Consider the following 26,097-nt stretch of genomic DNA (forward strand, 5'->3'; position numbering starts at 1 on the left):
TTGATGGAAATTGAGATGACCGACCAGACTACCCGCCTGCCGATCCGCCGCGCCTTGATCAGCGTTTCCGACAAGACCGGGATCCTCGAATTCGCCAAGGAGCTTGAAGCCCTCGGCGTCGAGATCCTCTCCACCGGCGGAACGTTCAAGCTGCTGCGCGACAACGGTGTTGCCGCAGTGGAAGTCGCGGATTACACCGGTTTCGCGGAAATGATGGACGGTCGGGTGAAAACCCTGCACCCGAAAATCCACGGCGGGATCCTCGGTCGTCGCGGTATCGACGACGCGATCATGAACGAGCACGGCATCAAGCCGATCGACCTGGTTGCAGTCAACCTGTACCCGTTCGAAGCCACCATCAACAAGCCAGGCTGCGACCTGCCGACCGCTATCGAAAACATCGACATCGGCGGCCCGACCATGGTCCGTTCGGCAGCGAAAAACCATAAAGACGTGGCGATCGTGGTGAATGCCAGCGATTACGCCAATGTTCTGCAAAACCTCAAGGCCGGCGGCCTGACCTACGCTCAGCGTTTCGACCTGATGCTCAAGGCCTTCGAACACACCGCTGCCTACGACGGCATGATCGCCAACTATATGGGCACCGTGAATCAGGCTGCCGACGTACTGAGCACCGAAGGCCGCAGCGAATTCCCGCGCACTTTCAACAGCCAGTTCATCAAGGCTCAGGAAATGCGCTACGGCGAGAACCCGCACCAGAGCGCGGCATTCTACGTGGAAGCCAAGCCTGCTGAAGTTGGCATCGCCACCGCGACCCAACTGCAAGGCAAAGAGCTGTCGTACAACAACGTGGCCGACACCGACGCCGCGCTGGAATGCGTGAAGAGCTTCGTCAAGCCGGCCTGCGTGATCGTCAAGCACGCCAACCCGTGCGGCGTGGCCGTGAGCCCGGACGCCGAGGGCGGCATCCGCCAGGCCTACGAACTGGCCTACGCCACCGACACCGAGTCGGCCTTCGGCGGCATCATCGCCTTCAACCGTGAACTGGATGCCGAGACCGCCAAGGCGATCGTCGAGCGTCAGTTCGTGGAAGTGATCATTGCCCCAAGCGTCAGCGCAGAAGCTCGCGCTGTTGTGGCGGCCAAAGCCAACGTGCGCCTGCTGGCCTGCGGCGAGTGGTCGGCGGATCGCGTTCCGGCCTGGGACTACAAGCGCGTCAACGGTGGCCTGCTGGTGCAGAGCCGCGACATCGGCATGATCGGCGCCGACGACCTGAAAGTGGTGACCCAGCGTGCACCGACCGAACAGGAAATCCACGACCTGATCTTTGCCTGGAAAGTGGCCAAGTTCGTCAAATCCAACGCCATCGTCTACGCCAAGAACCGTCAGACCATCGGTGTCGGCGCCGGCCAGATGAGCCGCGTAAACTCCGCACGTATCGCTGCGATCAAGGCTGAACACGCTGGTCTGCAAGTGCAGGGCGCGGTGATGGCTTCGGACGCGTTCTTCCCGTTCCGCGACGGCATCGACAACGCAGCCAAGGTCGGCATCACTGCGGTGATCCAGCCAGGCGGCTCGATGCGTGATGCTGAAGTGATTGCTGCCGCTGACGAGGCTGGCATCGCGATGGTGTTCACCGGCATGCGCCACTTCCGTCACTGATTCAACTCGATACAAATGTGGGAGCGGGCTTGCTCGCGAATGCAATCTGTCAGCGACAACTGTTTCGACTGACACACCGCTTTCGCGAGCAAGCCCGCTCCCACATAAAGCGCTCCAGCAGCGCCTGACAGATTTTTGAGGTTTTTTGAAATGAATGTTTTGATCATTGGCAGCGGTGGCCGTGAACACGCCCTGGCCTGGAAAGTGGCTCAGGATCCGCGCGTGCAGAAGGTTTTCGTCGCGCCGGGCAACGCCGGTACCGCGATTGAAGCCAAGTGCGAGAACGTCGCCATCGACGTGCTGGCCCTTGAGCAACTGGCCGACTTTGCCGAGAAAAACGTTTCCCTGACCATCGTCGGCCCGGAAGTGCCGCTGGTGGCTGGCGTGGTCGATCTGTTCCGCTCCCGTGGCCTGGACTGCTTCGGTCCGACCGCCGGTGCTGCGCAACTGGAAGGCTCGAAAGCCTTCACCAAGGATTTCCTCGCGCGCCACAAGATCCCGACCGCCGACTACCAGAACTTCACCGAGATCGAGCCGGCCCTGGCTTATCTGCGTGAAAAAGGCGCACCGATCGTGATCAAGGCCGATGGCCTGGCCGCCGGTAAAGGCGTGATCGTTGCCATGACCCTGGCCGAAGCCGAAGACGCCGTGCGTGACATGCTCGCCGGCAACGCGTTCGGTGATGCCGGTTCGCGCGTGGTGATCGAAGAATTCCTCGACGGCGAAGAAGCCTCGTTCATCGTCATGGTCGACGGCAAGAACGTGCTGCCGATGGCCACCAGCCAGGACCACAAACGTGTTGGCGACGGCGACAGCGGCCCGAACACTGGCGGCATGGGTGCCTACTCCCCTGCCCCGGTGGTCACCGCCGACGTGCACCAGCGCGTGATGGACCAGGTGATCTGGCCGACCGTGCGTGGCATGGCCGAAGAAGGCAACGTCTACACCGGTTTCCTGTACGCCGGTCTGATGATCGACAAGGCCGGTAACCCGAAAGTCATCGAATTCAACTGCCGCTTCGGTGACCCGGAGACCCAACCGGTGATGCTGCGTCTGCAGTCGAGCCTCGTGCTGCTGGTCGAAGCCGCTCTGGCGCAAGCGCTGGACAAGGTTGAAGCACAGTGGGATCCACGCCCGAGCGTCGGCATCGTGCTGGCCGCCGGCGGCTACCCGGGCGACTACGCCAAGGGTGCAGCGATCAACGGTCTGGACGCAGCCGCAGGCCTGGAAGGCAAAGTCTTCCACGCCGGGACTGCGCTCAAAGATGGCAACGTGGTGACGGCCGGTGGTCGCGTACTCTGCGCCACCGCCATGGGCGCCAGCGTCAGCGAAGCGCAGCAGCAAGCCTACAAGCTGGCCGCCGCCATCGACTGGGCAGGCTGCTTCTACCGCAAGGACATTGGCTACCGCGCCATTGCCCGTGAACGTGGCGAAACCCAGGAATAAGCTGTCCTTCAAGTCCGGCGCGGGATGCAGTCCCTCGCCGGGCTGTTCCGCCGCCGCGCATCGTTATATTCTGGCATCAACCTACGAAGGGATTTCGCCGTGCGCTGGCTCAGGATTGCCATAAGCTTCACCGTCACGCTGCTGACCTTGCTCTGCATGCTTCCGGCCCAGGCCGCGCAAGGCAGTGGCTGGTCGGTATTGCTTGACGATCAGGGCAATCTGCAACTGAGCGACATCCGCTCGGCTCGCTACACCAATCAATTCAGCCCTATCGAACTTGATCGCCTCACGGCGGCCGAGCCCGATGGCGCACTGTGGCTGCGCTTCAAACTGGCGCCGGGCAAGCACGAGCAAGTGCTGCGAATCTTCGCCCCCGACCTGTCCAACCTCAGCCTTTACGTGCTGGACGGCGACAAGCTGATCGAGCAACGCACCTCCGGCACCCATCAGCCACAGGTCGAACGGCCACTGCCGAGCAGCGATTTCCTGCTGCCGCTGCCGCAAAGCGACAAATCCCTCGACGTCTATCTGCGGATGGTTTCCGACCATCAGCTACGCCCGCACATCGCCCTGCAATCGGCGGTGCTGAGTGCTGCCAACCAGAACCAGACGCTGATATTCGGTCTGCTGTTCGGCTGCCTCGGCATGTTGCTGCTGCACAACCTCGTGCGCTACGCCTATTCGCGTTCGCGCAGCAGCCTGTGGCTGGCGGTCTGCGAAGGCCTGCTGGGCCTGAGTCTGTTGCTGTTGCTCAACCTCGCCGGCCCGTGGCTGCCGAACTGGCATGCGATCCAGACCCCGGGCGCGTATCTGGCCCTGCTGCTGACCGCCCCGGCCGGGCTGATGTTCGCCCTGCGTTTCTTCGCCCCGCTCGGCCCGCACCCGCTGAACAAACTGTTGCTGGGCGACATTCTGTTCATCGTGATCTGCAGCCTGCTGCTGTTGTTCGTCAACACCCTGCCGCTGAACATCATCACTTACGCGCTGGTGGCCCTGGCTGGTCTGAGCATGTTGCTGGTCGGCTTCTATCACTGGCAGAAGGGCTACCGTCCGGCGCGGCTGTTCGTTGCCGGGATGGTGGTGTTCAACATCGGCACGCTGATCATTCTGCCGGCGTTGCTGGGGCTGACCCTGGTGTCGCCGCAAGGCCTGATCATGACCCTGATGGCGTTTATCTGCATCAGTGGCCTGCTGATGAGCATCGCCTTGGGTGAACGTCAGCGCAGCATCACCGAAAGCCGTTTCAGCATCAGCCGCGACCTCGCCGCGAGCAACGCCGAGATCAACGCCAAGGCCGAATTCCTCGCCAAGATCAGCCACGAAATTCGCACCCCGATGAATGGCGTACTGGGCATGACCGAGCTGCTGCTGGGCACGCCGCTGTCGGTCAAGCAACGCGACTACGTGCAAACCATCCACAGCGCCGGCAACGAACTGCTGACGTTGATCAACGAGATTCTCGACATCTCCAAACTCGAGTCCGGGCAGATCGAGCTGGACGATGTGCAGTTCGACCTCAACGCGCTGATCGATGATTGCCTGAGCATCTACCGCGCCAAGGCCGAACAGCAGAACGTCGAGCTGATCAGTTTCATCCAGCCGCAGGTGCCGCGGGTGATCAGCGGCGATCCGACCCGCTTGCGCCAGACGTTGCTGAGCCTGCTGGAAAACGCCCTGAAGAAAACCGACGAAGGCGAAGTGCTGATCGTCGTTGCCCTCGACGAGCGCAGTGTCAAACCGCGCCTGCGCATCGCCGTGCAGGACAGCGGCCAGCCGATGGAGCCGGAAGAGCGCGAGGCGCTGCTGCACGCCGAACTGCACAGCAAGCATTTCCTCTCCGCCAACCGTCTGGGCGGCAACCTCGGGCTGGTGATCGCGCGACAGCTGATTCGCCTGATGCACGGCGAGTTCGGCATCAAGAGCGGCGCCAATCAGGGCAGCACGCTGTGGCTGACTCTGCCGCTGGACCCGGATCGCCTCGAACACCCGACCTCCGACCTCGACGGTCCGCTGCAAGGTGCGCGGGTACTGGTGGTGGACGACAACGACACCTGCCGCAAGGTGCTGGTGCAGCAATGCAGCGCCTGGGGCCTGAACGTCAGCGCCGTGCCGTCGGGCAAGGAAGCGCTGGCGTTGCTGCGCACCAAGGCGCACCTGCGTGACTACTTCGATGTGGTGCTGCTGGATCAGAACATGCCCGGCATGACTGGCATGCAACTGGCGGCCAAGATCAAGGAAGACCCGAGCCTCAACCACGACATTCTGTTGATCATGCTCACCGGCATCAGCAATGCGCCGAGCAAGATCATCGCGCGCAACTCGGGGATCAAGCGCATCCTCGCCAAACCGGTGGCCGGCTATACGCTCAAGACCACGCTGGCCGACGAATTGAATCAGCGCAACAAGGGTCAGGTGGTGTTCCAGCCGCAAGTGGTCACCCCCGCCACAGCGGCCAAGGTGCCGAGCGATTTCCGCATTCTGGTCGCCGAAGACAACACCATTTCCACCAAAGTGATTCGCGGCATGCTCGGCAAGCTCAACCTGCAGCCGGACACCGCCAGCAACGGCGAAGAAGCCCTGCAAGCGATGAAGGCCCAGCGTTACGACCTGGTGTTGATGGACTGCGAAATGCCGATCCTCGATGGCTTCTCGGCAACCCAGCAACTGCGTGCATGGGAAGTCAGCAATCAGCGCATCCGCACGCCAATCGTTGCGCTGACCGCGCACATCCTCGCCGAACACAAGGAACGCGCGCGTCAGGCCGGGATGGACGGGCACATGGCCAAACCGGTGGAGCTGTCGCAACTGCGCGAGCTGATCGAACATTGGGTCGCCCAGCGCGATCAGCAGAATCGCACGGCCTCGACCTTCTGAGCAGGCCTGCCCGGGTGCGCCTCAATCGGCTGCGCAAAGCTGTCTGACTGCCCCTTCATCGGGCAACGTCAACCGCACAACGTTGTCCTTCAACCTGTCCCTGATTTTCAGGGCAACGGCGGCGCGTGCCGGAGCATAGAGGGTCTCAGACAAGTAGGCACCGGCGTAACGCATGCACACGTCGCCGCGCACATCCTCGGCCTGAAACAGCTCGGCCAGGGGGTTGCCGCCAAGCACCCGATCAGTCGCAAGCTCAAGATAGACACTGGTCAAGGAGGTCGGCGTGTTCGCGACGACCACCAGCAGGCGCACAGCCGTGGCGGACGCAAGCCCATCTCCGGACTCGGACGCCAGGATGCTCTTCTGGATGTGCCTGCGCAGCAAAACCATGGCCGGCTCGGTGCCGGACAGGCCTGCCAGACGTCGCAGCGCTACAGATGCAGCGCCACTGTTATCCACAGCGTCGCTGAACATCGCGGTGAGGACCCAATCACCAAGCGACTCGACGTTATCCTTTCCGATGGACCATTGCCGTCGAGCTCTGGAGTGGCGCAGCCAATAGTTATCCAGCAACTGCACATACGCGCCATACCAGTCGATCTCCGCCGTCTTTTCGATTTTTTTATTGGCCGCCAATTGCGCCAGCAACAGGCACTCGATCAAATCGTCATAGTGCGCCAGCTCCTCCGTTACCGGAACCAGCACAACGGCGCCGCCAACAATCAATACTGAATATTCGTCATTCATATCATTGCTCCCGATAACAAAAAAGGCAGCCGAAACCGGCTGCCTTTTTTTGATCAATCAAATTTCAATATCGACAATCTTTTCACTGTGAACGATGAGTTTATTTTTAATAGTTTCACGAACCGAGTCCGCTTTTAATGTGTTTTTGACAAATACCGTTTCCCCTCGATACAGATTCACATTACGCACATCGACGTCGACGAACAGCACTTTGGTAGAAGTATTCCTGCGCTGGAAACGCACGGTGCCGAGGGCCATGATCGATTCGCCATCGACTTCAACACATGCACCTGCGGAGATTCCGCCAACACCGTGTTGCAGCAGATTGCGCTCATAAGCCGTCAGTGCGGCAGTATCACGCTTCTGCAGGGCCGAGATCGCATCTCCCGCCACCTTGAGCATCAATGCACTGGCCGGGCCTGGCAGCGCAGCGCCGGCAACCACGGAACCGAGGATTTCCAGTACCAGTTTGTCCATACGCACGCTGGTGCCCTCGACATCCAGGTTGCTGTAATACTTTCTGACAGGTGTCCAGCCTGCCTGGGTCATCACCTCGCGAAAGCGCAGATACCACTCTTTACCCTGCTCTTCGGCCGGGTACTGTTTGTTTGCTGCGAGCGTCGCGAAGAGGAAAGCGTTTGCCGCATCGCGTTGGTTTTGGAGACTCATCTTGCCCACAAAGCCCATCGTGCCTTCACCTACAACAGACCCCTTGGACGGTGCTTCTACGTCGTCCCCTATACCCATCAGGGCGTGAGGACGAATAACCAACTGGTCGTCGATCTCACACTCTTCAATCGCTTTAACACAAGAAGCAATATAACTTTCGCGAACAGCTTGATTATGCACAATAAAATCCTTATTAATTATCAGACAAGTTCCTCTTGAACTTGCGATCAAACAATAACCAAACAAACATACAACCACAAACCCGAATCTGTAACATCATATCCAACAACAAAAACAACTAACAAACAACAACGACACAACGTTCAAAATAAAATTCGGAAAGATGAACTGCCGTGCGCAGCATCTTCTGCGCACACAAGCAACTAAGCGACTGATAGACTCGCTGCCACCCCTCTCCGGATGCGAGCCGCCCTCATGCTCCACGTGTTATTCAGCGTTTACCTGAAGATGCTGGTGCTCTACAGCCCGTTCTTCGTGTTGTCCTGCTTCATCAGCCTGACCCGTGGCTACTCGCGCAAGGAACAGCGGCGCCTGGCCTGGAAAGTGGCGATTGCCACGCTGGTCTCCAGCGTCCTGCTGTATCTGTTCGGACGGGTGATTTTCGACGTGTTCGGGATCACTGCGGACGCGTTCCGCATCGGTGCCGGCAGCGTGCTGTTCATCTCGGCGCTGGGCATGGCCCAGGGCAAACCGGTGGTGCAAAGTGACAACGTGCAGCAGGACGTGACGATCGTCCCGCTGACCATTCCGTTGACGGTCGGCCCCGGCACCATCGGCGCCCTGCTGGTGATGGGCGTCAGTCAGCCGCACTGGGACGACAAACTGACCGCGATCATGAGTATTACCCTGGCCAGCTTCACCGTCGGGGTAGTGCTGTACCTGTCCAATCACATCGAGCGCATCCTCGGCGATCAAGGCTTGCAGATCGTCAGCCGCCTGATGGGACTGTTCGTCTGCGCGCTGGCGGCGCAGATCATCTTCACCGGGGTAAAGGGTTACCTGATTTCCTGAAGATCGGTAAAAAGGCCTGCGCAGTGAGCTGCGCAGGCCTTTTCAGTTACAGCGGTGCGTCACGCCGGCACGGCGTCGAGCAATCGTTCAAGCGTGACACTGCCGTCGGCGTCTGCGTGGTCACGCAGCCACTGCACCAGGCTCGACACCGGATAGGAGCGACCGCCCTCGAATCCGAGGAACACCTCGCCACGCATCGCCGGATCACTCGAACACACATCACGCAGGATCAGGCTGTGCTGGCGGTCCGGGTCGACGATGAGCAAATGCTCCCCGACCTGCGACAGTTGCAGTTGCTGCGGCGCATCCAGCTGCCAGATCAACTTGCCGGGAATCGCCGGCACCTCACCCAGACGGTGGCGGCAATCGACGATCACCGAATCCAGACGCAACCAGCAAGCCTTCGACAGGTGACAGGTCACATCACCCTGCCCCAAGCGCAGAACCAGGCAGCGCACGTCATCGGCAATCAGCGGCAACAGGTCCTCGACCTTGTTCTGCGCCTCGACCACCAGGACCTCGGCGTCACGCTGCACATACTCGAAAGGGCCGATACTCTGGTGGCCGGGGTAGACAACCACCCGCTGCGCCTGGCGCTCGTGCAACAACACATGGCGGTGGCGAGTGCCGAGCAATTCGCAATCCTGTGGCAGATTCTGGTCCGCCACGCGGATCAACCGCGCATTCGCCACGTCGTACCATTGCAGGCTGCCGGAGCCGGATTCCACGGCGATGAACGGCTCATGTTCGGCGGTCTCGAGCAAGGCCTGCAGTGCAGCCAGCCATTGTTCGCCGTGCTCGCGGACCCAGCGCTGTTCGACGCCAATGATTCGCTCCGCTTCCTCAGACCGCAACAGGAGTGACACGCCGTTGACCGTTGTCCCGCGCAGCCCGCCGCCATCACCGGTCACACGGCTGAATCGCCAGTCGTCCCACTCGGCCTGCGGTGCCGGCAGCAGGTCGGCCGACAACAGTTGTGCACCGCTGCCGAAGGCCTGCTCAAGCAGCAGATGGTCAAAGAACACCTGCCTGCAGATCGCGCCGCTGGCAACGTCGAACAGCCACGCTGCCTGATTGTCCGGGGTGATACCGAGCAGGCGTATCTCGCGCTCGTGGCCCGGATCGCACAACAGCAAGCGGTTATCCACAGTCCAGGCACACAGATTGCGCTCACCGCCGGCATTGCGCACACCGAGAATGGCAAAACTGTTGATCGGATACTGCGTCGCCAGCGCTTGCAGTGCCTGCCACCACTGCGCCCGATCCTTGAGCCAACGCTCAGTAGTACCCCCAAGCAACGCTTCACCCTGAGCGCTCAGGTTGAAAAACAGCCCGTCGTCGGTCAGCGCCAGGTACCCACCCTCAACCGCCACTACGTCCTTGAGCCCGGCGGGCTGCACCCACTGATGTGTCCACTGCGCCGGCCAGCGCTCGCTGCCGGCGGACGTGGTCCGTTGCACCCGGCACAACTTCTGCGCCAGCCGGTCGTAAATGCAAAACAGATCGTGTTCATCGCTGAGCGGCAGGAGCACCAGGTCGCCGAGCTGCCTGATCGAATCGGCCCAGCCCCGGGTGTGCGGATACGGGGCATAGGGATGAATGCACAAGCGGTCACGACTGCGGATCCACACCAGGTCACGCTTGTGCGCATCGAACAGCCAGCAGACGGACACGTAATCCGCCGGTTGCCAGTCGACCGTGGTGACCCCGGCACGCTCGGGCACCGGCGATAGCACCCCATACTCGCCAAACACCACCGACCACTGCGCGAGGATCGGCTGGGCAAACACCTGGCGACCCAGCTCCCGGTCCAGCTCGTGGATCACCGCCACCAGCTGCAACCGGCCGTCATGGATCAGGTAGTTGAACTGCGTGACTTTCCCGTCAGCGCCGACCCATTGCTGCTCGACATGGATCACGCCTTGGGCATCGGCATCAATGCGTCGCACGTGGCATTCACCGGCCAGCACCAGCAGGCGGTAACGGTATTTGAGCAATCCGCTGACTGCATCGACCTGCCAGATGTCGTAGTTCTGCGCTTCGTAGAAATAGGCAAAATCATTCACCACCACCGCCAGCAACGCTTCATCCGCGGCCAGCACCTCTGCGCTGCGGATGTACAGAAAACGATTCTCTGCAGCGTCGTACCAGGCCGTGGTGTAGCGCGGCTGGTCCTCGGGCTCAAACGGAATCGGGAAATGCTGAACCGGCGTGTAGGGCAACCCCAGCCGATGCTCCCGGGCCAGCCCCTGGTAATGCAGAAGCAGCGATTGCTCGTTCTCACCGGAAGGTGCGCTCTGCTCGAGAATATCCAGTCGTCCGCCAGCGCGATTGACCTTGAACCGTTGGCGCCCTGTCAGCTGAAGCATGACCTCGTGGCGCCCCCTGCCGGTGAACGTCACCTTGACGCCGCCGACAGAAAGCCCCCCACCGACTTCGACCTGCACATCCGCCTCGGTCGCCCAGGTTGCCACCAGGCTCCACTGGCACAGCTGCAGGCTGGGCGCCTGCAACTCGATACTGACGCCGCGATTGAGGATCAGCGAGCACGCAGCGCCCGCCCCTTCAATCCGGTAAGTCAGGTGATCGTGCCAGGCTGTCGGGACCATCGGCACTGCCAGCGCACGCTCGCGGGCGTCCAGCTGCACCTCGATCACCGTTGGCCGATACGACGGTGCCAGGCGATTCACGATGTAGTGGGTGGGAAAGGAGTAGAACGAAAAGAGGAATTTCCACTGGCCGTCCTTATCCTTTTTTTCCAGCCTGCGAGCGGTATCGAAGCCCGTGTCGTGGCGCAGACTCGAGAACGGCAAGGCCTTGTATTCGTAGCCGTAGAACGTGATCGGCGTACACGGCAGGACGACCAGTTGCCCACTCGGCAGCTCGACATTGAGGTGACCGGGAAGCCCCAGTTCGCGGCGCAGATCGAGCGCCTGTTGCTCATCCGGATTGAAGTCCGGCACCCCGAAATGGTCGCGCAACCGATACACCTTCGGGCTGCCGAGCAGCAGGCTGGCGCGGCTGAAATCGAGACGTTGCACGACCAGCGCAGGGTGCACGACCCAGCCCCCCTGCGCTGCATCATGGCGATAACCGACACCGCGATAGGCCCGCTCCAGATCGTCGAAAAACAGCCCGACGTCCTGCGCCTGTTGCGCAATTCTGGCAAAGCCCTGGGCCAGGGCCGCGACGCCCACGGCCAGTCCACCGAGGATCACCCCGGCGCCGCCGAGCACGGCAGCGGCCGTCGCCGCACCCGCAGTGGCCGCACCCAGAGCACCAGCGGTCAATGCCAGACTGGCGGAGTCGAACGCCAGTTGCGTGCCAAACTGCGCCCGCTCGAGCTCGTTGTCCGCCGCCGCCAATTGATAGATGTCGAAGCCGACATTCGCCAGCCCCAGCACCGCTCCCACCCCTTCGTTGGCGACATGCCCCAGCGCCTCGCCAACCACCGGTGCGCAGGTGCGGGCGATGACCTTCTCCTCCTTGAGCGCGGTTCTGACCAGAGCGATCAGACCCGCGACATCCGCGACATTGCCGTGCGCCAGCTGCGCGTAATTGACGTACGCGTGCAGCCGCACGGCAGTGGTCAATGTGCGGCCGTCGCCCTCGCGACCGCGCAAGGCGTTCATCAATGCCTGGATCGTGAAGCCGCTATTGAGGGTGTGCACGGCGCCGGCCTCGATCAACTCCGGCGCGGGCCGGGTGCCGAGGGTCGCGAACTGCTCGGACAGATAGCGCCTGATCCGCAGCAGACGATGATCAGTGCTGACCACCTGCACCACCTGCTCGCTTTGCACCGGGTCGATCAGGTTGATCCGGTATTTGCCATCCGCAGTTATCTCAAGGGTTTCGAACAGCGGCACCAGCGGTTTTGCCAAGCTGTGCAACGCCTGCAAGGCGTCGATCGTGTGGGCGATCTGCTGTCCCCACCAATGACTGTCCAGATCGCGCAGACTGCGCCCCAGAGGCGGATTGCTGACCAGCGACTGGCCGCGCGCACTGTTCAGGCGCTGGCGAATCCGTCCACCTGAATGCTCCGGCAGCACACTGTCGGACGCCAGCAATTGCCCGACGCGAAAGCCTGCGGACAGCTGCAGAGCCGAGATCTTTTGCCCGTGCAACTCGATCAGATCAAACGTCGGGCGCGCCTCGTCACCATAGGCCGCATAGTATTTCGCCAGGCCTTGCTTCAGAAACAGGTCGGTCAGCGCCCGCCGGAACAAGGCCGGATCACTGAACTCGAACACGCCGAAGTTGGGATCGTAGAAGTGATAAGTGACGCGTTCGCCGTCGAAGGTTTTCGCCAGCAGCATGGCGTGATTGTCCGAGTTGAGCATCAGCGTGCGCGAGCTGCCGTAGGCTTCAAGGGTGCTGCCGAGCTGCTGCAGATCGACACGCCCCAGAGGCTGGCCGATGTCGTGCAATTGCACGCTTTGCAACTCCTCAAGCGCCTCCAGGAACACCTTCGAATCGCTCTGGTGCGGCTCGACAGTCGCCAGGAAAAAACGCTCGCGCAAGCGCCGCGATGCGGCAACACCGTGCTCCAGCGCAGCACTCATGATCAGCGCAAGCGGGTAACAGCGGCCACCGGGATCACCCGGGCCCTTGAGCAACAGATCCTGAGGCACCAGCTTGATGTCGCTGGCCTCGATTTGCCCCAGCACCTGCCCCAATCGCAGGATCACCTGCTCACGATGCTCGCGAGTGGCCACTTCCTGGATATGCCCGACATGCCGCCCCCACTGCAACAGCGTGTGAGCCTGCGACAGCGCCGCGCGCTTCAGCGTCAGCGCACTGTCCGACGACAGCATCGGCTGATCGACATGACTGGCCAGACCGGCCATGAACGCCGTCGCCCGCTGTTGATAAAGATGACGCTCGATGGCCGCATAGCGCACCGACGCCCCCACTTCGGCAACACGGTTGGCCAGGTTGTCGAGTTCGGCAGCGACCGCCATGAAGCTTTGATTATCCAGTGAGCGCGCGCCCAACAGTTGCCCCAACAGCACCCGCTGCAAGGCACTGACCTGGAAAAACTGCAGCGAGCCTTCGGCGATACTGCTCAGCAATTCATCCAGCGCCAGCCCCTGAACCCGCTCGTCGCTCAGCGCCACCGGCGCTTGCAGCATTGCAGGCTGCGCCTTGATGGCCTGGCGGTCAGCGAAATCGAGCCCCGGGCCCGCAGGAAAACCCAGCGCGCCATTATGGCCTCGGCGCATTGCGGCCACGAACGGTTCACCGAGCCTGTCGATCATCCGTTGCAGAACATCCGTCAACAACACCGGCCGGCCTTCGATGACCGGCCATCCCTCTTCAAACAGCACGCTCTGCTGTTTCAGCAGGGCCGCCACATCACCGTTGTAGCGCGCGCTGTATTGCCCTTGCCGCCAGCGTTGCTGCTCGTCGACAACCCATTGTTCATCGTCGTTGGCGTTGTCTTTCCAGGAGTGATCCTGTTCTTCCTCGGTCTTGTCGTTGATTATCCAGAGTGGCTCGATGGCCGCCTCCAGGCGCAGGGTTTCCGCTTCTCGCGGGACAAAGTGCTGCCGTTCGTAATCGGCCATGCCATCGCGCATCGCCGCCGGGCCGGTCAGATAAATCGTCCCCTCGCTCTGCGGGCGGATGCCGTCACTGAAGTAGCCCGCGATGGCCAGCATCAGAAAGCTGGCCGCCACGTCTTCGGTCATCGACAGTTCGGCCAGAGGGCCAAAGGCCTGCTCCAGCACTTCGCGCGCCAGCCCGGTCATGCCGTCAAAATCGCTCAAGGCGACGCCGCGCTTGGCAGCAAGGCGGGCCGTTTCGTCGATCGACTCATAGTTGAACCGAAACCGCTCGATCACACTGTTGAGCATCGGCGCTTGCGCATGGGCCGTCAGGAATGAATTGCTCAACGTGTTCTGTACGGCAACGGCTCGCAAGGCCTGTGGCCGCGCCAGCAGCTGCGCCGGAGCTTGGAACACTTCGTTCAGCGCGGGCTGTTGCCGGGCAAAGGCCTCAAGCGCGGGGCGATGCTCGGCGGGTATGCGGTCCAGGTAGTCGGTGTAGGTGTTACGCCGGGTCTGCCGTCCAGGCATCCAGTGCGGGTTGTGATCAAGCAACAGTTGCAGGACGCCCAGACGCGCATCGCCGCCGAACCCACTGATGTCGACGCCCCCCAGGCGCCGGGCCAGCGGCGGCAGATTGTCGACATCGGCATAGGCGCCGCCCTCGTTATACAAGGCCTCGACCCGCACCACATCAGAGGCGGCGGCCAGATTGCCGCGCAACCGGGTCTCGCGCTCGTAGATCGTCTGCAATTGCAGTGGCGCGTCGAGGTCATGCAGGTCGCGCAACTGCAGATCGCCGCCCGCGAGATCCAGCAGACTGCGACGGTTTTGTTCGATCCGCGTCTCCAGATCTGCGGCGTCCTGGCCGTAGGCCCGGGCCAACAGGTCGACCCGCGCTTCATCCGCTGACAGCCCCTGCTCCAGCGCGGCCTGGATGTGCATGAACATCTGCTGCTTGAGAACGATCACGCGTTCTTCGTACAACGTGCCCAGAGCCGCTGCGGAAATGCTGTGATTGCCACCCTGTTGCATGGCGTCAGCCTTGGCGGCCTCAACGATCAATCTGTCGGTTTGCCAGGCCAGCAACGCGTCACTGTCGTACCACAGATGCAGGCGATAGCCCTGCCCGCTCAAGACCTGTTTCCATACGTTGAGATAATCCCGTTGTATCGGGCCCAGCCCCCCGCCGAGCCAGACAAAGTGCAGATTTTTCGGTACCTCAGTGGCCACGCTCCTGGCATAGGACTGGCTGTTTTGCAGGCGGGTTTCGAAGGCCTCGATGCGGCTGTAGATCCGCGATAAGTCTTGGGGCCGTGCTGGCGCGTCGTCGGCATCGCGGCGCACGCGCGACAGGCCAAGCAACTGCCCCAGCGATTGTTTGAGCAATGCCAGGGGTTCGATCAATCGAGGCGAATCGAGCAGACCAATGCATGCAAAGTAATAACGCCAGACTGACTGCCAGGCGTCACTGTCGCGGTGCGCCAACAGGGCCTGTTCCAGATCCGCCTGTTTGAACAGGTTGATGAAATTCACATAACCACTGGCGTCTTGAAGTCTCTGATCCTGCATGAAAGTTTCTCCTTTGCCCTGAGCCGACATGTGTGCCTGCTGGCACTTTCCATGGCCGCCAAACTAACCACTGGCGAATAAGGGCTCAAACTGCAAAACATTCAATACATGTCAAAACAGACAACTAAAAAACAACTGGCAACACCTGTAACAGCAACAAGTTATTGCTGGCAACCCCGTTATGAATCAACGCAACTTACCAAGTCCCGTCATTACCTCGACTTGAACTTTGGTACAGGTCTTAGAGGATTCAGGATAAGTCGGACAGAATGTAAGCAACAGGAAAGCTCTCACGCAGACGCGGAGCGAATCGTACAAGTCAGGTTGAAAAGTCAGACGCGGAGCATTTCGCAGAATCCACGCGGGACAGCGGCTATGGCGAGGGAGCGCGCTCCCTCGCCAGCACTCACGACTGCGGCTTTTCGCCGTACCAACGCGGCGTGTAGACCCACTCGCCACCGTCCGCTTTGGCAAAGGTGCAAGTGGTCGAGGAACCGATCAACACCATGGTGCGCATGTCCACCTGATCGGGGGTCAGTTGCCCCAGCGTGGTCACGCGCAGGGTTTGCCCCGGCCGGCCAATGTCGCGCCCCAACACCACTGGCGTCGCCGCGCTGCGATGCTGCGCGACGATTTCCAGGGCCCGGCCCAGTTGCCACGGACGCGCCCGGGAGATCGGGTTGTAGAAGGCCAGGGCCAAATCGGCTGCGGACGCCAGATCCAGACGCTTCTCGATGATCGACCACGGCTTGAGGTTGTCCGACAGCGACATCACGCAGAAGTCATGCCCCAGCGGCGCACCCGCTTGCGCAGCTGTGGCGAGCGAGGCGGACACCCCCGGCAGGATTTCCAGTTCGACGCTGTGCCAGGCCGGATCGCTCGACTCGTGCAACGCTTCGAGCACCGCCGCGGCCATGGCGAATACGCCGGGGTCACCGGACGAGACCACAATCACCGAACGGCCCTCGGCTGCCAGCCGGAAGGCGTGGCGGGCGCGCTGCATTTCTTCGCGGTTGTCGGTGCAATGCTGCACCTGATCATCGCGAAACGGGCCGGCCATGCGCACGTAGGTTTCGTATCCGAGCACATCGGTGGCTCGCGCCAGTTCCGCCTTGACCGCAGGCACCATCAATTCGGCAGCGCCGGGGCCGAGGCCGATCACCGCCAGGCGCCCACGCTGACGACCGATCTGCGCGACGTCCAGCGGCTGCTCGGCGAGGGCAATCGTCAGACCGTTGGCACTGCTGATCGTGGCCTGTGGCAGTGCCTGACGGGCGAGCTCGCCGAGGTCTTTTTGCGCGGCGACAAAGCGCAGCGGCACACCCAGTTCGAGGGCCGCTTCACGCAGTCTGGCCGAGGCCATTTCAGTGTCAGCCGCCAGCAGACAGGCCAGCGACTGCTGCGCAACCCCGGCCTGCTGCAACGCGGCACGCACGGCATTCGGCAGATCATCTAGCTGCGCGCTCACGGCCACCGCCACGCTGCGCGGATAGATCAGCAACTCGTTGGCGCTGGCGACACGCTCGGCACTGCCGACATGAATCGAGCGCTGCGCCTGCGGGTCTTGCGGCAGCTGCGCCTGATCCAGCCACGGCGCCGCACCTTCGATACGCACGCTGTGCCCGGCCAGCAGATCGGAAACGAAACGCTTGCCCAGCTCCAGATCCGCCAGCGCATACCCGCTGGGTGGGTTGAGCAGGCAGGTGCCAAAACGCAATTCGCCACTGGTGGTGATCGCCGCTGCGACCTGCAATGCGGCGCCGATTTCACGGGCGATGACATTCACCCCGCCGAGGCCGCCGAGCAGCGGCACCACGGCGCTGCCATCTTCGGCAACGGCGAGTACTGCCGGTTCAGCGCCCTTCTCCAGCAGCAACGGCGCCAGGGTGCGAATGACAATGCCGGCCGCGCACAGGGCGATGATCGGCGTGTCCTGCTGGTACAGCTCACGCAGGGTCGCGCCGAATTCCTGATAGCTGCAGTCGGCACCTTCGACGCGTCCGGCGAGGCCGTGGATCTGCGCCGTCGGATACAACTGCTGGATCCGTCGCGCGGTGGCGAGTGCGCCCTGTCCAAGGATGACAATGGCCGGTGTGGATGGCGTCATCAACCTTGCCACCGTTCGCCCGGGACGATGATCAGCGAGAAGTACGGCGAGGACATCGGCTCGACCTGATCCAGCGGCACGATTTTCTGATTGGCCATGGTCGCGCGTTCGACGTACAGCGCCCGCTCGGCCAGACCGAGTTCTTCGAGTACCGCACGAACTTTGGGAAAGTTGCGCCCCAGCTTCATGATCACCGCCGCATCGGCGTCGGCCAGACGTCGCTTCAGATCCTCATGCGGCAACACGCCGGAGAGCACCGACAGGCTCTGGTTGCGATACACCAGCGGCGCGCCGAGCACCGAGGCGCCGCCGAGCATCGAGCACACGCCCGGCACCACTTCGGCGTCGTAGCGCGTGGACAACCGATCATGCAGATACATGTAGGAACCGTAGAAGAACGGGTCGCCTTCACAGATCACCGCGACGTCACGCCCGGCGTCCAGATGCGCCGCGACTTCTTCAGCGGCGTCATCGTAGAAGTCGCTGATGACTTGTTCATAAGACAGCGGCGCCGGCAGCACTTCGGTGGTCACCGGGTACACCAGCGGCAGCAGATTCTGCGCGTCCTGCAGGTGCGCTTCGATGATGCCGAACGCATTGCCCTTCTTGCCCTTGGCGACGAAGTACGCCACCACCGGCGATTCGCGCAGCAGGCGCAGGGCTTTGACGGTAATCAGTTCCGGATCACCGGGGCCCACGCCGAGGCCAATCAGACGTCCCTTGGCCTGCATCATTCGATCTCCGTGGCGAGGGCGTTCACCGCTGCGGCGGCCATGGCGCTGCCGCCGAGCCGGCCCTGCATGATCACGAACGGTACGCCACGACTGTCCGCCGCCAGGGCCGCTTTCGATTCAGCGGCGCCGACGAAGCCCACCGGGAAGCCAAGGATCAGTGCCGGTTTCGGTGCGCCGGCATCGAGCATTTCCAGCAGATAGAACAGTGCGGTCGGCGCGTTGCCGATCACCACCACGCTGCCTTCCAGGTGCGGACGCCACAGCTCCAGCGCGGCCGCCGAACGGGTGTTGCCCAACTCGCGGGCCAGCTCCGGCACGCTGTCGTCGCGCAGGGTGCAGATCACTTGGTTGTTCGCCGGCAAACGCGCACGGGTCACGCCTTCGGACACCATCCGCGCATCACAGAGAATCGGCGCACCGGCCGCCAGCGCATCGCGTCCGGCCTTGCCGGCGCCCTCGGAGAACTGCAGACCATCGACTGCCTCGACCATGCCGCAGGCGTGGATCACCCGCACCGCGAGTTTTTCCAGATCGGCCGGGATGCGCGCCAGATTGGCCTCGCTGCGAATGATCGCGAAGGAGTTGCGATAGATCTCCTGACCGTCGCGGATGTAATCAAGCATCAAGGGGGCTCCGTGAGCGGGCGTCGAGCAGGATCGCGGCCGCTTCAATAGTAAGGTTGCGTGCGTGCAGCGTGCCGAAACCCGGCAGCGTTGCATCGCGAAAATAGAGGTCATAGTGACCGGGGCTGACCGCCAGCAAAGTTGCCGGTGTGCGATGGGCCGCAGCGCAAGAGCGCGGGCAACCGGACAGGTGCACGCTCTGCGCTTGTGGCAATAGCGTCGCCAGCCGCCGGGCGTCGTGTTTGGTATCGGCCAGGCCTTTGCCGCAGCCGCTGGAGCCGGTGCAGGCGATCAGCCGGGACAACGGCTCGCCAGCATCCGTCAGCCAGTGCAATTGCCTCAGGTGTTGCAGAACTTGCGCAGCGTCGGTGGACTTCACGTTCGGCAACAGCAGACTTTGCCAGGGGGTGAAACGCAGGCTGCCATCACCGAACTCGCGGGCCAGTCGGGCCGCACCACGCAGCATGTCTGGATCGAGACGACCGAGCGCCGGCACCGCACCGACATACACCCGGTCGTCAGCGTTTTGCGCGTGCACACCGATGTGCAGCACATCCGCCAGCGGCGTGCGCTGTCGGGCAATGGCGGCTTTGATCGCCACGCGTTCGCGTAACTGTTCGAGAAAGGCCAGCATCGGCCATTCATCGAGCAAATGGCGCATGCGCGTCTGCTCCGGCCGAGCCAGTTCAAGGAACAATTCCAGCACCGCGACCACCAGCGCATGGCCGTTTTCCACGGTCACGGCGCCGACCGCACGATCCGTCGGGCAGCCAGCCAGACCGAACGCCAAGAGCATTTCACCGTCCCGTTCGAACGCCGACAGCCACAGATCATGCGGATGTTCGAGCATCGCCAATGCCTCTCCGCCGTCCAGTTGCACGGCAAACTTGGCGCTCAACTCGTGAAAACGGGGATGCGTCTGCAGGGTCGCCAGAATCTGCTCCGCCAGTGGCCGAGTGTCGAATTGCAGTTGCCGATCAATGCCGGCACTCGGGCTGAGCATCAGGTTGCGCACATCGTCGCCCGCGGCGGTTTGCGGCCCCAGGCCGGCGGTCAGCAAGCTGTCGATCAAAGCTGCGGACTGCTCGCCAATGCCGCGAATCTGCAGATTGGCGCGGTTGGTCGCTTCGATCGCGCCACTGGCGAAACGCTCGGCGGCATCGGCCACCGCGTCAGCCTGATCGGCAGTGATCGAGCCGCCATTGAGTTTGATCCGGCAGATGCCGCCGTCCAGCGCCTGGACAATACGCAGCAACCCCGGGCAAGCCGAGGGGCGTAAAGCGGTGGACATAGGGCGTTCGTTCAAGGGATGACCGGCTGGCTGGCAGCGCTGTGGTGGGCGAAAGGTCGCCATTATGCCTGCTTTGCCCAAGCGCATGAAAATGCCTGCCGGTCGGAAACTGCAGCCAGGCTGCAAATCTCGCCGCCTGGCGCTGCCTCAGAGCTCGTATTCCTCAAATCTGGACGCACTCTTGCGAATGGCTTGCTCCACGCTTGCCCGTCTGGCATCCATCGCCCGGCGCGTGATCACCAGTTTTCTGGCGCGGATGTCCAGTTGCGACATCGGCTGATGAACCTGCCAGAACAGATAGTTGGTACTCAATACCAACTTGATAAAGCGGATATGGCTGAGCACCACGACCAGTTCGCCGCTGGCGTTCTGGCTGACCGGCAAAATATGCGAGGTGAAGGTTTTGCCACTCAGGGCGGTAAACCTTTGTAGCAGTGTTGCGTCTTTTTCCAGCGCTTTCAGCCCTGCTTCAACCTGCTCTAATTGAGAGCGCGCGAGCAAGGGTGCTGCCAACCGCCGCCATGCCTCCTGCACACTTCCCGAAAACTCCGTCCGGACCAGCACCGCCGGTTGCTCCTCAGGGACCCAGTCGTACGACCAGAGGACCCCGGCAAAATGATCGAACCACTGCGCCGGCTGAGTGTTGCTGTCATAAACACTGTCCGCCTTGATCTGCGCGAGATAAATGCAGTTCTTCACAAAGTTGTTATCGGCCTCGGCCCGACCTTCCAGGCCGGTGAATAACATATTGTTAACGGCCATTGCATTATTCTGATTTGAACGTGTACTGGAACTGATATCCATATCATCTCCTGCCAACTTGGCATTGATTTAAAGTTATAGGTTTTATGGCGCCAGACTTACTCATAAGCACTGACTTGAACCAAACTAACAAAAACACTCGTTGAACAAAGTACTTTTGCTCAACATCAAGTTTCCGTGCCGCTCTCAACACGCCGCGACGACAGACCTGCGTCAGATGCCGGCAGCCGCGTTATCATGCCGCCCTTGAAGATCTACCCTGAATTAAGGAACGGCATGGCACCCTGGCTGACGGTTGTGGGAATCGGTGAAGACGGCTTCAAGGGCCTGGGCAAAAATGCCCGGCGCGCCCTTATGAGCGCCTCGCGGATCATCGGCGGCCAGCGGCAACTGGACTTGCTGCCGGTGTGCATACGCGGCGAACGCGCGTTGTGGCCGAGCCCGTTTTCCCTCGCGCCGGTACTGGAGCAGCGCGGCGAAGCCGTGTGCGTGCTGGCCAGCGGCGATCCGATGTTCTATGGCGTCGGCGCCAGCCTTGCGCGCCACGTGCCGAGCGCCGAGATGCTGATCCTGCCGGCGCCATCGTCCTGTTCGCTGGCCGCCGCCCGGCTCGGCTGGCCGTTGCAGGATGTCGTGACACTGTCGCTGGTCGCGCGGCCGCTGGCGGCACTCAATGCGCAACTGTTCAGCGGGGTGCGCCTGTTGTTGCTGAGCAACGACCGACAAAGTCCGGCGGCAGTCGCGACGCTGCTGCGTGAGCGCGGTTTTGGTGGCAGTCGCCTGAGCGTTCTGGAGCACTTGGGCGGCGACGCCGAGCGGCGCATCGACGGTACTGCCAATGACTGGAATGAACCAACGATTGCCGATCTGAATGTGATCGCCATCGAATGCCTGGCCGATGCGCAGGCACCGCGTCTGTCGCGTCTGGCCGGACTGCCCGACTCGGCATTCCAGCACGACGGCCAACTGACCAAACGCGATGTACGCGCCATCACCCTCGCCCGCCTCGCGCCGATCCCCGGCGAACTGCTGTGGGATGTCGGCGGCGGTTGCGGCTCGATCGGCATCGAATGGATGCGCGCGCATCCCAGCTGTCGCGCCATCGCCATCGAGGCGGACGCAGGCCGACAGGCCTTGATCGAACACAACCGCGACGCGCTGGGCGTACCCGGTCTGCAATTGGTGCGTGGCCGTGCGCCGCAGGCACTTGCCGGGCTGGAGTGCCCCGACGCGATCTTCATCGGCGGCGGCGTGACCCGTGAAGGCGTGTTTGAAACCTGCTGGGATCAACTCAAGCCCGGTGGCCGACTGGTGGCCAACGCCGTGACCCTGCAAAGCGAAGTCACCCTGATGAACTGGCGCGAACGCCATGGCGGCGAACTGACGCGCATCCATGTCGCCCAGGCGCAACCGCTGGGCGAGTTCGACACTTGGCGTCAGGCGCTGCCGATCACCCTGCTGGATCTGGTCAAACCCTTCGATGCGTGACGAAACCGCCGAACAACCCGCGCCCCTGCGCAGCGGCCTGACCACCGGCAGCTGCGCCACCGCCACCAGCCTCGCCGCGGCACGCCTGCTGCTTGGCGGCACGTCGGCGGATGCAGTGCAGATCGTTTTGCCCAAAGGCAAGCAAGTGCAGATGCGTCTGGAGTTCTGCCGCTTGACCGCCGACGGCGCCGAGGCCGGAACGATCAAGGACGCTGGCGACGACCCGGACGTAACGCACGGTGCGCTGCTCTATTCGCACGTGCGGCTGCTGGCCGAGCAGGGGATTCGCTTCATCGCGGGCGCAGGCGTCGGCACCGTGACCCGGCCGGGATTGGTGCTCGGCGTCGGTGAGCCGGCGATCAACCCGGTGCCGCGCAAGATGATCAGCGATCACCTGAGCCTGCTCGCCGCCGAAAGCGGTTATGGCGGCGGTTTCGAGATCACCGTCAATGTCGAAGGCGGCGAAGCGCTGGCGCTGAAAACCATGAACCCGCGCCTGGGCATTCTTGGCGGCCTGTCGATCCTCGGCACCAGCGGCATCGTCCGGCCGTTTTCCTGCGCAGCGTATATCGCCTCGATCCATCAGGGCATCGACGTGGCCAAAACCAACGGCTATCTGCACATCGCCGCGTGCACCGGCAACGCCAGCGAAGACACCATGCGCCGGGTCTACGACCTGCCGGAAATCGCCCTGATCGAAATGGGCGACTTTGTCGGCGCGGTGCTCAAGCATCTGCGCAAAGTGCCGGTGGATAAACTCAGCCTGTGCGGCGGCTTTGGCAAGATCAGCAAACTGGCGGCCGGGCACATGGATCTGCACTCGCGGCATTCGAGTATCGACCTGCCGCAATTGGCTGAATGGGCGGCGGCGATTGGCGCTGATCAGGCGTTGCAGCAGAGCATTCGTGAAGCGAACACCAGCCAGCAGGCCTTGGCGATAGCCAGCGCGACGGGCATTGCCCTCGGCGATGAGGTCTGCCGTCACGCGTTGAATTTCGCCCGCAGTGTGGTCCCGGCGCAGGTGCAGGTCGAGGTGTTTGCGATTGATCGGCAGGGCGGCATCGTCGGCCATGCCGGAGGTTTTGCATGAAACGTATTCTGTTGCTCGGTGGCGTCACCGAAGCGCTGGCCATCGCCCGCACGCTGGGGCCAGAACACATTTACAGCCTGGCGGGCGTGGGCCGGGTGCCGACTGATCTGAGCTGCCAGGTGCGGGTCGGCGGCTACGGCGGCGCCGAAGGTCTGGCGCAGTTCATTGGCGCTGAAGGCATCGACCTGCTGCTCGACGCCACTCACCCCTACGCCGCACAAATCAGCCACAACGCCGCCCGCGCCGCGCAACTGTCCGGCATCCCCTGCTGGGCCCTGCGCCGCCCCGCGTGGCAGGCACAGGCCGGCGACGACTGGCGCGAGGTCAGCGACTGGGCCGAACTGAGCGAAGCCCTCAAACCGTTCCGCCGCCCGCTGTTCACCCTCGGCCGCGAACCGCTGCAACACCTCGACGAAATCCCCGCCAACCAGTTCTGGATCCTGCGCGCCCTCGACGTCTACCCCGGTAACGAACGCTGCGAAGTCATCGGCGCCCGTGGGCCATTTCTGCTTGAGGAAGAACGCGCGCTGTTCGAACGCCGGCAGATCGATGTGCTGATCAGCAAGAACAGCGGCAGCACCGCGACCGAGCCGAAACTGGAAGTGGCGCGGGAGTTGGGCGTGCCGGTGATGGTGTTGAAGCGGCCGGTGTTGCCGGGAGTTGATCGGGAGCTTGTGACGACGGCTGAAGTCATCGCTGCCCTTGCCGCCTTCACCCGACTTTAACCAAGCGCAGATCTCGAGTACGCCTTCGCGGGCAAGCCCGCTCCCACAGTGGTCGGCGGCGACCGCATAGTTTGTGTATGCCAGGGATCCTGTGGGAGCGGGCTTGCTCGCGAAGGCGTGCGACCTGACAGCTCGTATCCTGAACGTTAAAAAGCAGATCAAAAGATCGCAGCCTCGTTCCACTCGTCAGCTCCTACAGGATCGGCGGATGAGTCTGGCGTTGCGAATTTCCACCGCTACACTCTGTTTCAATTGATCTGCGACACCAAACCGCACGACGCCTTTTTACTTATCGGCCCTGATCAGGCTAAATAGCCGCGCCTGATCGCCCACCCAACGGATCTGTCCCATGAACCGACACCGGCTCGCATTTGCCTGGATCGCCTGCTTCGCAGTGCTGTTCAACATGCTCGCCATGCCGATGACCGGGGCGATGGCGCAGGCGGCCAATTCACCGGCCGAACAGTTGCTGTGGAGCAGTTTCTGCACCGGTAGCGGGACGAAGATGGTGGCGATCAACATCGGCACCACGGAGCAGAAAGCCCCGTCCAACGATAGCCATTCCAACATGCAGCATTGCTGGTGCTGCTCGGGTTCCGCGCCGCTGGTGGCGTTGCCGGGCCATACGCCGCAGCTGTATTTCGCCCGCTACGAAAGCAATCGCAGCGTGGCGCCGCCCTCGTTGCAAACACCGACACCGCGCCAGCAATGGCCGAGCCTCAATCCCCGCGCCTCGCCTCTGGTCTGATCTGTCTCGCAATTGACCTGCGTTTCACATCGTTCCGGAGAACTGCCATGTTGAACAAACTCATCGTCATCGCTGCGCTGTTGCTGCCTGCGTGCTTCGCCCATGCCCACGAATACAAGGCCGGCGAGCTGGAAGTCGCTCATCCTTGGTCGCAGGAGCTGCCGCCCAACGCGCCGACCGTCGCCGCTTATTTCGTGATCAGCAATTCCGGCAAGACCGACGACCGCCTGCTCAGCGTCGACTCGCCGATCACCGCCGAAGCGCAACTGCACGAACATGTGATGCAGGGCGACCTGATGAAAATGCAGCAGGTGCCCGACGTGGTGATTCCTGCCGGCGGCACGGTGACGTTCGCACCGATGGCCTATCACGTGATGCTGCTCAACCCGAAAGACCGCAGTCTGCTCACCGTCGGCAAACACTTCCCGCTGACCCTGCACTTCGAGAAGGCCGGTGACGTGACCGTCGAGGTCGCGGTGCAGAAGAAACCTCCGCAAGAAACCCAGGCACACGATCACGCTCAGTAACCGATCCGGCTGACCACGCCCGTGCGCCCGCAACGCGCCGGGGCGTCCCGCCTGCATCGCCAGAGCCAGACTCTGACCCGCGGTAGCTGGATCGCCCTGTTCGCCATGTTGATGATCTTCATCGGCCCGCTGATTTCTCAGTCGATGCCGATGGATCAGCACGCCTCGACTTCCATGGCGATGCCCATGGACATGTCGATGACCATGCCGGGCATGGATCACGCCACGCACGGTGCACAACCGGCTGCCGAACACTGTCCGCCGCAATCCTCGCACCACGCCCTGTGGGAAAAATGCGGTTATTGCAGCCTGCTGTTCAACTGCCCGGCGCTGACCGGTGGCGGCACGTTCGCCACGTTCAGCATCGCCCACGTCAACACCTTCACCCCGCCCTCCCCGCGTCTGGGCCATGCCCGGCAGACCTTCTTCCCCGGCGCCCGCACCCGCGCCCCGCCCATCGCCGCGTAAACACCGCACCTTTGATTGCACACGG

The 26,097-nt window shown here is 62.3% G+C and carries 18 protein-coding genes; 10 read left to right on the forward strand and 8 right to left on the reverse strand.

All coding sequences use genetic code 11. The annotated features are described in order from the left end of the window. Positions 1 to 15: 15 nt before the first annotated feature. The 3 genes from purH to JFU48_RS04005 all read left to right on the forward strand — a co-directional run bounded on the left by purH (position 16) and on the right by JFU48_RS04005 (position 5,943). Complete coding sequence (gene purH / locus JFU48_RS03995; RefSeq protein ID WP_103520952.1) at positions 16 to 1,623, forward strand: bifunctional phosphoribosylaminoimidazolecarboxamide formyltransferase/IMP cyclohydrolase; 1,608 nt, start codon at positions 16 to 18, stop codon at positions 1,621 to 1,623. 150 nt (positions 1,624 to 1,773) lie between these two features. Further along, positions 1,774 to 3,069, forward strand: coding sequence for a phosphoribosylamine--glycine ligase (purD, locus tag JFU48_RS04000; protein ID WP_103485973.1), 1,296 nt, complete (start codon positions 1,774 to 1,776; stop codon positions 3,067 to 3,069). Between the two features lie 99 nt (positions 3,070 to 3,168). Continuing rightward, positions 3,169 to 5,943, forward strand: coding sequence for a hybrid sensor histidine kinase/response regulator (locus JFU48_RS04005; RefSeq protein ID WP_045122274.1), 2,775 nt, complete (start codon positions 3,169 to 3,171; stop codon positions 5,941 to 5,943). Between the two features lie 21 nt (positions 5,944 to 5,964). Here JFU48_RS04005 and JFU48_RS04010 read toward each other — a convergent pair whose 3' ends face one another. Continuing rightward, positions 5,965 to 6,690 carry a hypothetical protein gene (locus JFU48_RS04010; RefSeq protein WP_201135902.1) on the reverse strand — a complete coding sequence of 242 codons (726 nt, stop codon included), beginning with the start codon at positions 6,688 to 6,690 and terminating at the stop codon, positions 5,965 to 5,967. A 57-nt stretch (positions 6,691 to 6,747) separates the two neighbouring features. Next, positions 6,748 to 7,539, reverse strand: a complete 792-nt coding sequence (locus JFU48_RS04015) for a hypothetical protein (RefSeq protein WP_201135903.1) — start codon at positions 7,537 to 7,539, stop codon at positions 6,748 to 6,750. Positions 7,540 to 7,794: 255 nt separating this feature from the next. On the opposite strand from JFU48_RS04015, the gene JFU48_RS04020 reads away from it, so the two are divergent. Next, positions 7,795 to 8,391 (forward strand): MarC family protein, encoded by a 597-nt coding sequence (locus JFU48_RS04020; RefSeq protein WP_201135904.1) that lies wholly within the window; start codon positions 7,795 to 7,797, stop codon positions 8,389 to 8,391. Positions 8,392 to 8,450: 59 nt separating this feature from the next. Here the strand turns inward: JFU48_RS04020 and JFU48_RS04025 are convergent, their stop codons facing one another. The 6 genes from JFU48_RS04025 to JFU48_RS04050 all read right to left on the reverse strand — a co-directional run bounded on the left by JFU48_RS04025 (position 8,451) and on the right by JFU48_RS04050 (position 21,068). Continuing rightward, on the reverse strand, positions 8,451 to 15,509 hold the full coding sequence (locus tag JFU48_RS04025) for a TcdA/TcdB pore-forming domain-containing protein (protein WP_201135905.1): 7,059 nt from the start codon (positions 15,507 to 15,509) through the stop codon (positions 8,451 to 8,453). Positions 15,510 to 15,915: 406 nt separating this feature from the next. Then, positions 15,916 to 17,616, reverse strand: coding sequence for a precorrin-3B C(17)-methyltransferase (gene cobJ, locus JFU48_RS04030; RefSeq protein ID WP_201135906.1), 1,701 nt, complete (start codon positions 17,614 to 17,616; stop codon positions 15,916 to 15,918). Then, the gene (locus JFU48_RS04035; RefSeq protein ID WP_408980417.1) at positions 17,616 to 18,350 is read right to left on the reverse strand and encodes a precorrin-2 C(20)-methyltransferase; all 735 of its coding nucleotides are present in this window, start codon (positions 18,348 to 18,350) and stop codon (positions 17,616 to 17,618) included. The genes cobJ and JFU48_RS04035 overlap by 1 nt, the downstream gene beginning before the upstream one ends. Next, positions 18,347 to 18,973, reverse strand: coding sequence for a precorrin-8X methylmutase (locus JFU48_RS04040; RefSeq protein WP_103520958.1), 627 nt, complete (start codon positions 18,971 to 18,973; stop codon positions 18,347 to 18,349). The genes JFU48_RS04035 and JFU48_RS04040 overlap by 4 nt, the downstream gene beginning before the upstream one ends. Next, positions 18,966 to 20,264 carry a precorrin-3B synthase gene (cobG, locus tag JFU48_RS04045; protein ID WP_201135907.1) on the reverse strand — a complete coding sequence of 433 codons (1,299 nt, stop codon included), beginning with the start codon at positions 20,262 to 20,264 and terminating at the stop codon, positions 18,966 to 18,968. Before cobG ends, JFU48_RS04040 begins: the two co-directional genes overlap by 8 nt. 147 nt (positions 20,265 to 20,411) lie before the next feature. Next, complete coding sequence (locus JFU48_RS04050) at positions 20,412 to 21,068, reverse strand: hypothetical protein (RefSeq protein ID WP_201135908.1); 657 nt, start codon at positions 21,066 to 21,068, stop codon at positions 20,412 to 20,414. Positions 21,069 to 21,302: 234 nt separating this feature from the next. On the opposite strand from JFU48_RS04050, the gene cbiE reads away from it, so the two are divergent. The 6 genes from cbiE (at position 21,303) to JFU48_RS04080 (ending at position 26,072) form a co-directional block, all read left to right on the forward strand. After that, positions 21,303 to 22,514 carry a precorrin-6y C5,15-methyltransferase (decarboxylating) subunit CbiE gene (gene cbiE / locus JFU48_RS04055; protein ID WP_201135909.1) on the forward strand — a complete coding sequence of 404 codons (1,212 nt, stop codon included), beginning with the start codon at positions 21,303 to 21,305 and terminating at the stop codon, positions 22,512 to 22,514. Beyond that, on the forward strand, positions 22,507 to 23,604 hold the full coding sequence (locus tag JFU48_RS04060; protein WP_201135910.1) for a cobalt-precorrin-5B (C(1))-methyltransferase: 1,098 nt from the start codon (positions 22,507 to 22,509) through the stop codon (positions 23,602 to 23,604). The genes cbiE and JFU48_RS04060 overlap by 8 nt, the downstream gene beginning before the upstream one ends. Continuing rightward, entirely contained in the window at positions 23,601 to 24,329 is a 729-nt protein-coding gene (locus tag JFU48_RS04065; protein ID WP_201135911.1) for a cobalt-precorrin-6A reductase, read from the forward strand. Before JFU48_RS04060 ends, JFU48_RS04065 begins: the two co-directional genes overlap by 4 nt. A gap of 349 nt (positions 24,330 to 24,678) precedes the next feature. Further along, positions 24,679 to 25,077: a DUF2946 domain-containing protein gene (locus tag JFU48_RS04070; RefSeq protein ID WP_003221242.1), complete on the forward strand. Its 399-nt coding sequence runs from the start codon at positions 24,679 to 24,681 to the stop codon at positions 25,075 to 25,077. A gap of 47 nt (positions 25,078 to 25,124) precedes the next feature. Beyond that, positions 25,125 to 25,604 carry a copper chaperone PCu(A)C gene (locus JFU48_RS04075; protein ID WP_201135912.1) on the forward strand — a complete coding sequence of 160 codons (480 nt, stop codon included), beginning with the start codon at positions 25,125 to 25,127 and terminating at the stop codon, positions 25,602 to 25,604. Between the two features lie 21 nt (positions 25,605 to 25,625). Further along, the gene (locus JFU48_RS04080; RefSeq protein ID WP_201135913.1) at positions 25,626 to 26,072 is read left to right on the forward strand and encodes a DUF2946 family protein; all 447 of its coding nucleotides are present in this window, start codon (positions 25,626 to 25,628) and stop codon (positions 26,070 to 26,072) included. The last annotated feature ends 25 nt before the right edge of the window (positions 26,073 to 26,097 follow it).

It is taken from the genome of Pseudomonas sp. TH49 (assembly GCF_016650625.1).
Classification (GTDB): Bacteria; Pseudomonadota; Gammaproteobacteria; order Pseudomonadales; family Pseudomonadaceae; genus Aquipseudomonas; species Aquipseudomonas fluorescens_H.

Bases quoted from the DNA above. Each gene is read 5' to 3' on its own strand.
- purH (WP_103520952.1), top strand. From the start codon at position 16: ATGACCGACCAGACTACCCGCCTGCCGATCCGCCGCGCCTTGATCAGC.
- purD (WP_103485973.1), top strand. From the start codon at position 1,774: ATGAATGTTTTGATCATTGGCAGCGGTGGCCGTGAACACGCCCTGGCC.
- JFU48_RS04010 (WP_201135902.1), bottom strand. From the start codon at position 6,690: ATGAATGACGAATATTCAGTATTGATTGTTGGCGGCGCCGTTGTGCTG.
- JFU48_RS04020 (WP_201135904.1), top strand. From the start codon at position 7,795: ATGCTCCACGTGTTATTCAGCGTTTACCTGAAGATGCTGGTGCTCTAC.
- JFU48_RS04025 (WP_201135905.1), bottom strand. From the start codon at position 15,509: ATGCAGGATCAGAGACTTCAAGACGCCAGTGGTTATGTGAATTTCATC.
- cobJ (WP_201135906.1), bottom strand. From the start codon at position 17,616: ATGACGCCATCCACACCGGCCATTGTCATCCTTGGACAGGGCGCACTC.
- JFU48_RS04035 (WP_408980417.1), bottom strand. From the start codon at position 18,350: ATGATGCAGGCCAAGGGACGTCTGATTGGCCTCGGCGTGGGCCCCGGT.
- JFU48_RS04040 (WP_103520958.1), bottom strand. From the start codon at position 18,973: ATGCTTGATTACATCCGCGACGGTCAGGAGATCTATCGCAACTCCTTC.
- cobG (WP_201135907.1), bottom strand. From the start codon at position 20,264: ATGTCCACCGCTTTACGCCCCTCGGCTTGCCCGGGGTTGCTGCGTATT.
- JFU48_RS04050 (WP_201135908.1), bottom strand. From the start codon at position 21,068: ATGGATATCAGTTCCAGTACACGTTCAAATCAGAATAATGCAATGGCC.
- cbiE (WP_201135909.1), top strand. From the start codon at position 21,303: ATGGCACCCTGGCTGACGGTTGTGGGAATCGGTGAAGACGGCTTCAAG.
- JFU48_RS04060 (WP_201135910.1), top strand. From the start codon at position 22,507: ATGCGTGACGAAACCGCCGAACAACCCGCGCCCCTGCGCAGCGGCCTG.
- JFU48_RS04065 (WP_201135911.1), top strand. From the start codon at position 23,601: ATGAAACGTATTCTGTTGCTCGGTGGCGTCACCGAAGCGCTGGCCATC.
- JFU48_RS04070 (WP_003221242.1), top strand. From the start codon at position 24,679: ATGAACCGACACCGGCTCGCATTTGCCTGGATCGCCTGCTTCGCAGTG.
- JFU48_RS04075 (WP_201135912.1), top strand. From the start codon at position 25,125: ATGTTGAACAAACTCATCGTCATCGCTGCGCTGTTGCTGCCTGCGTGC.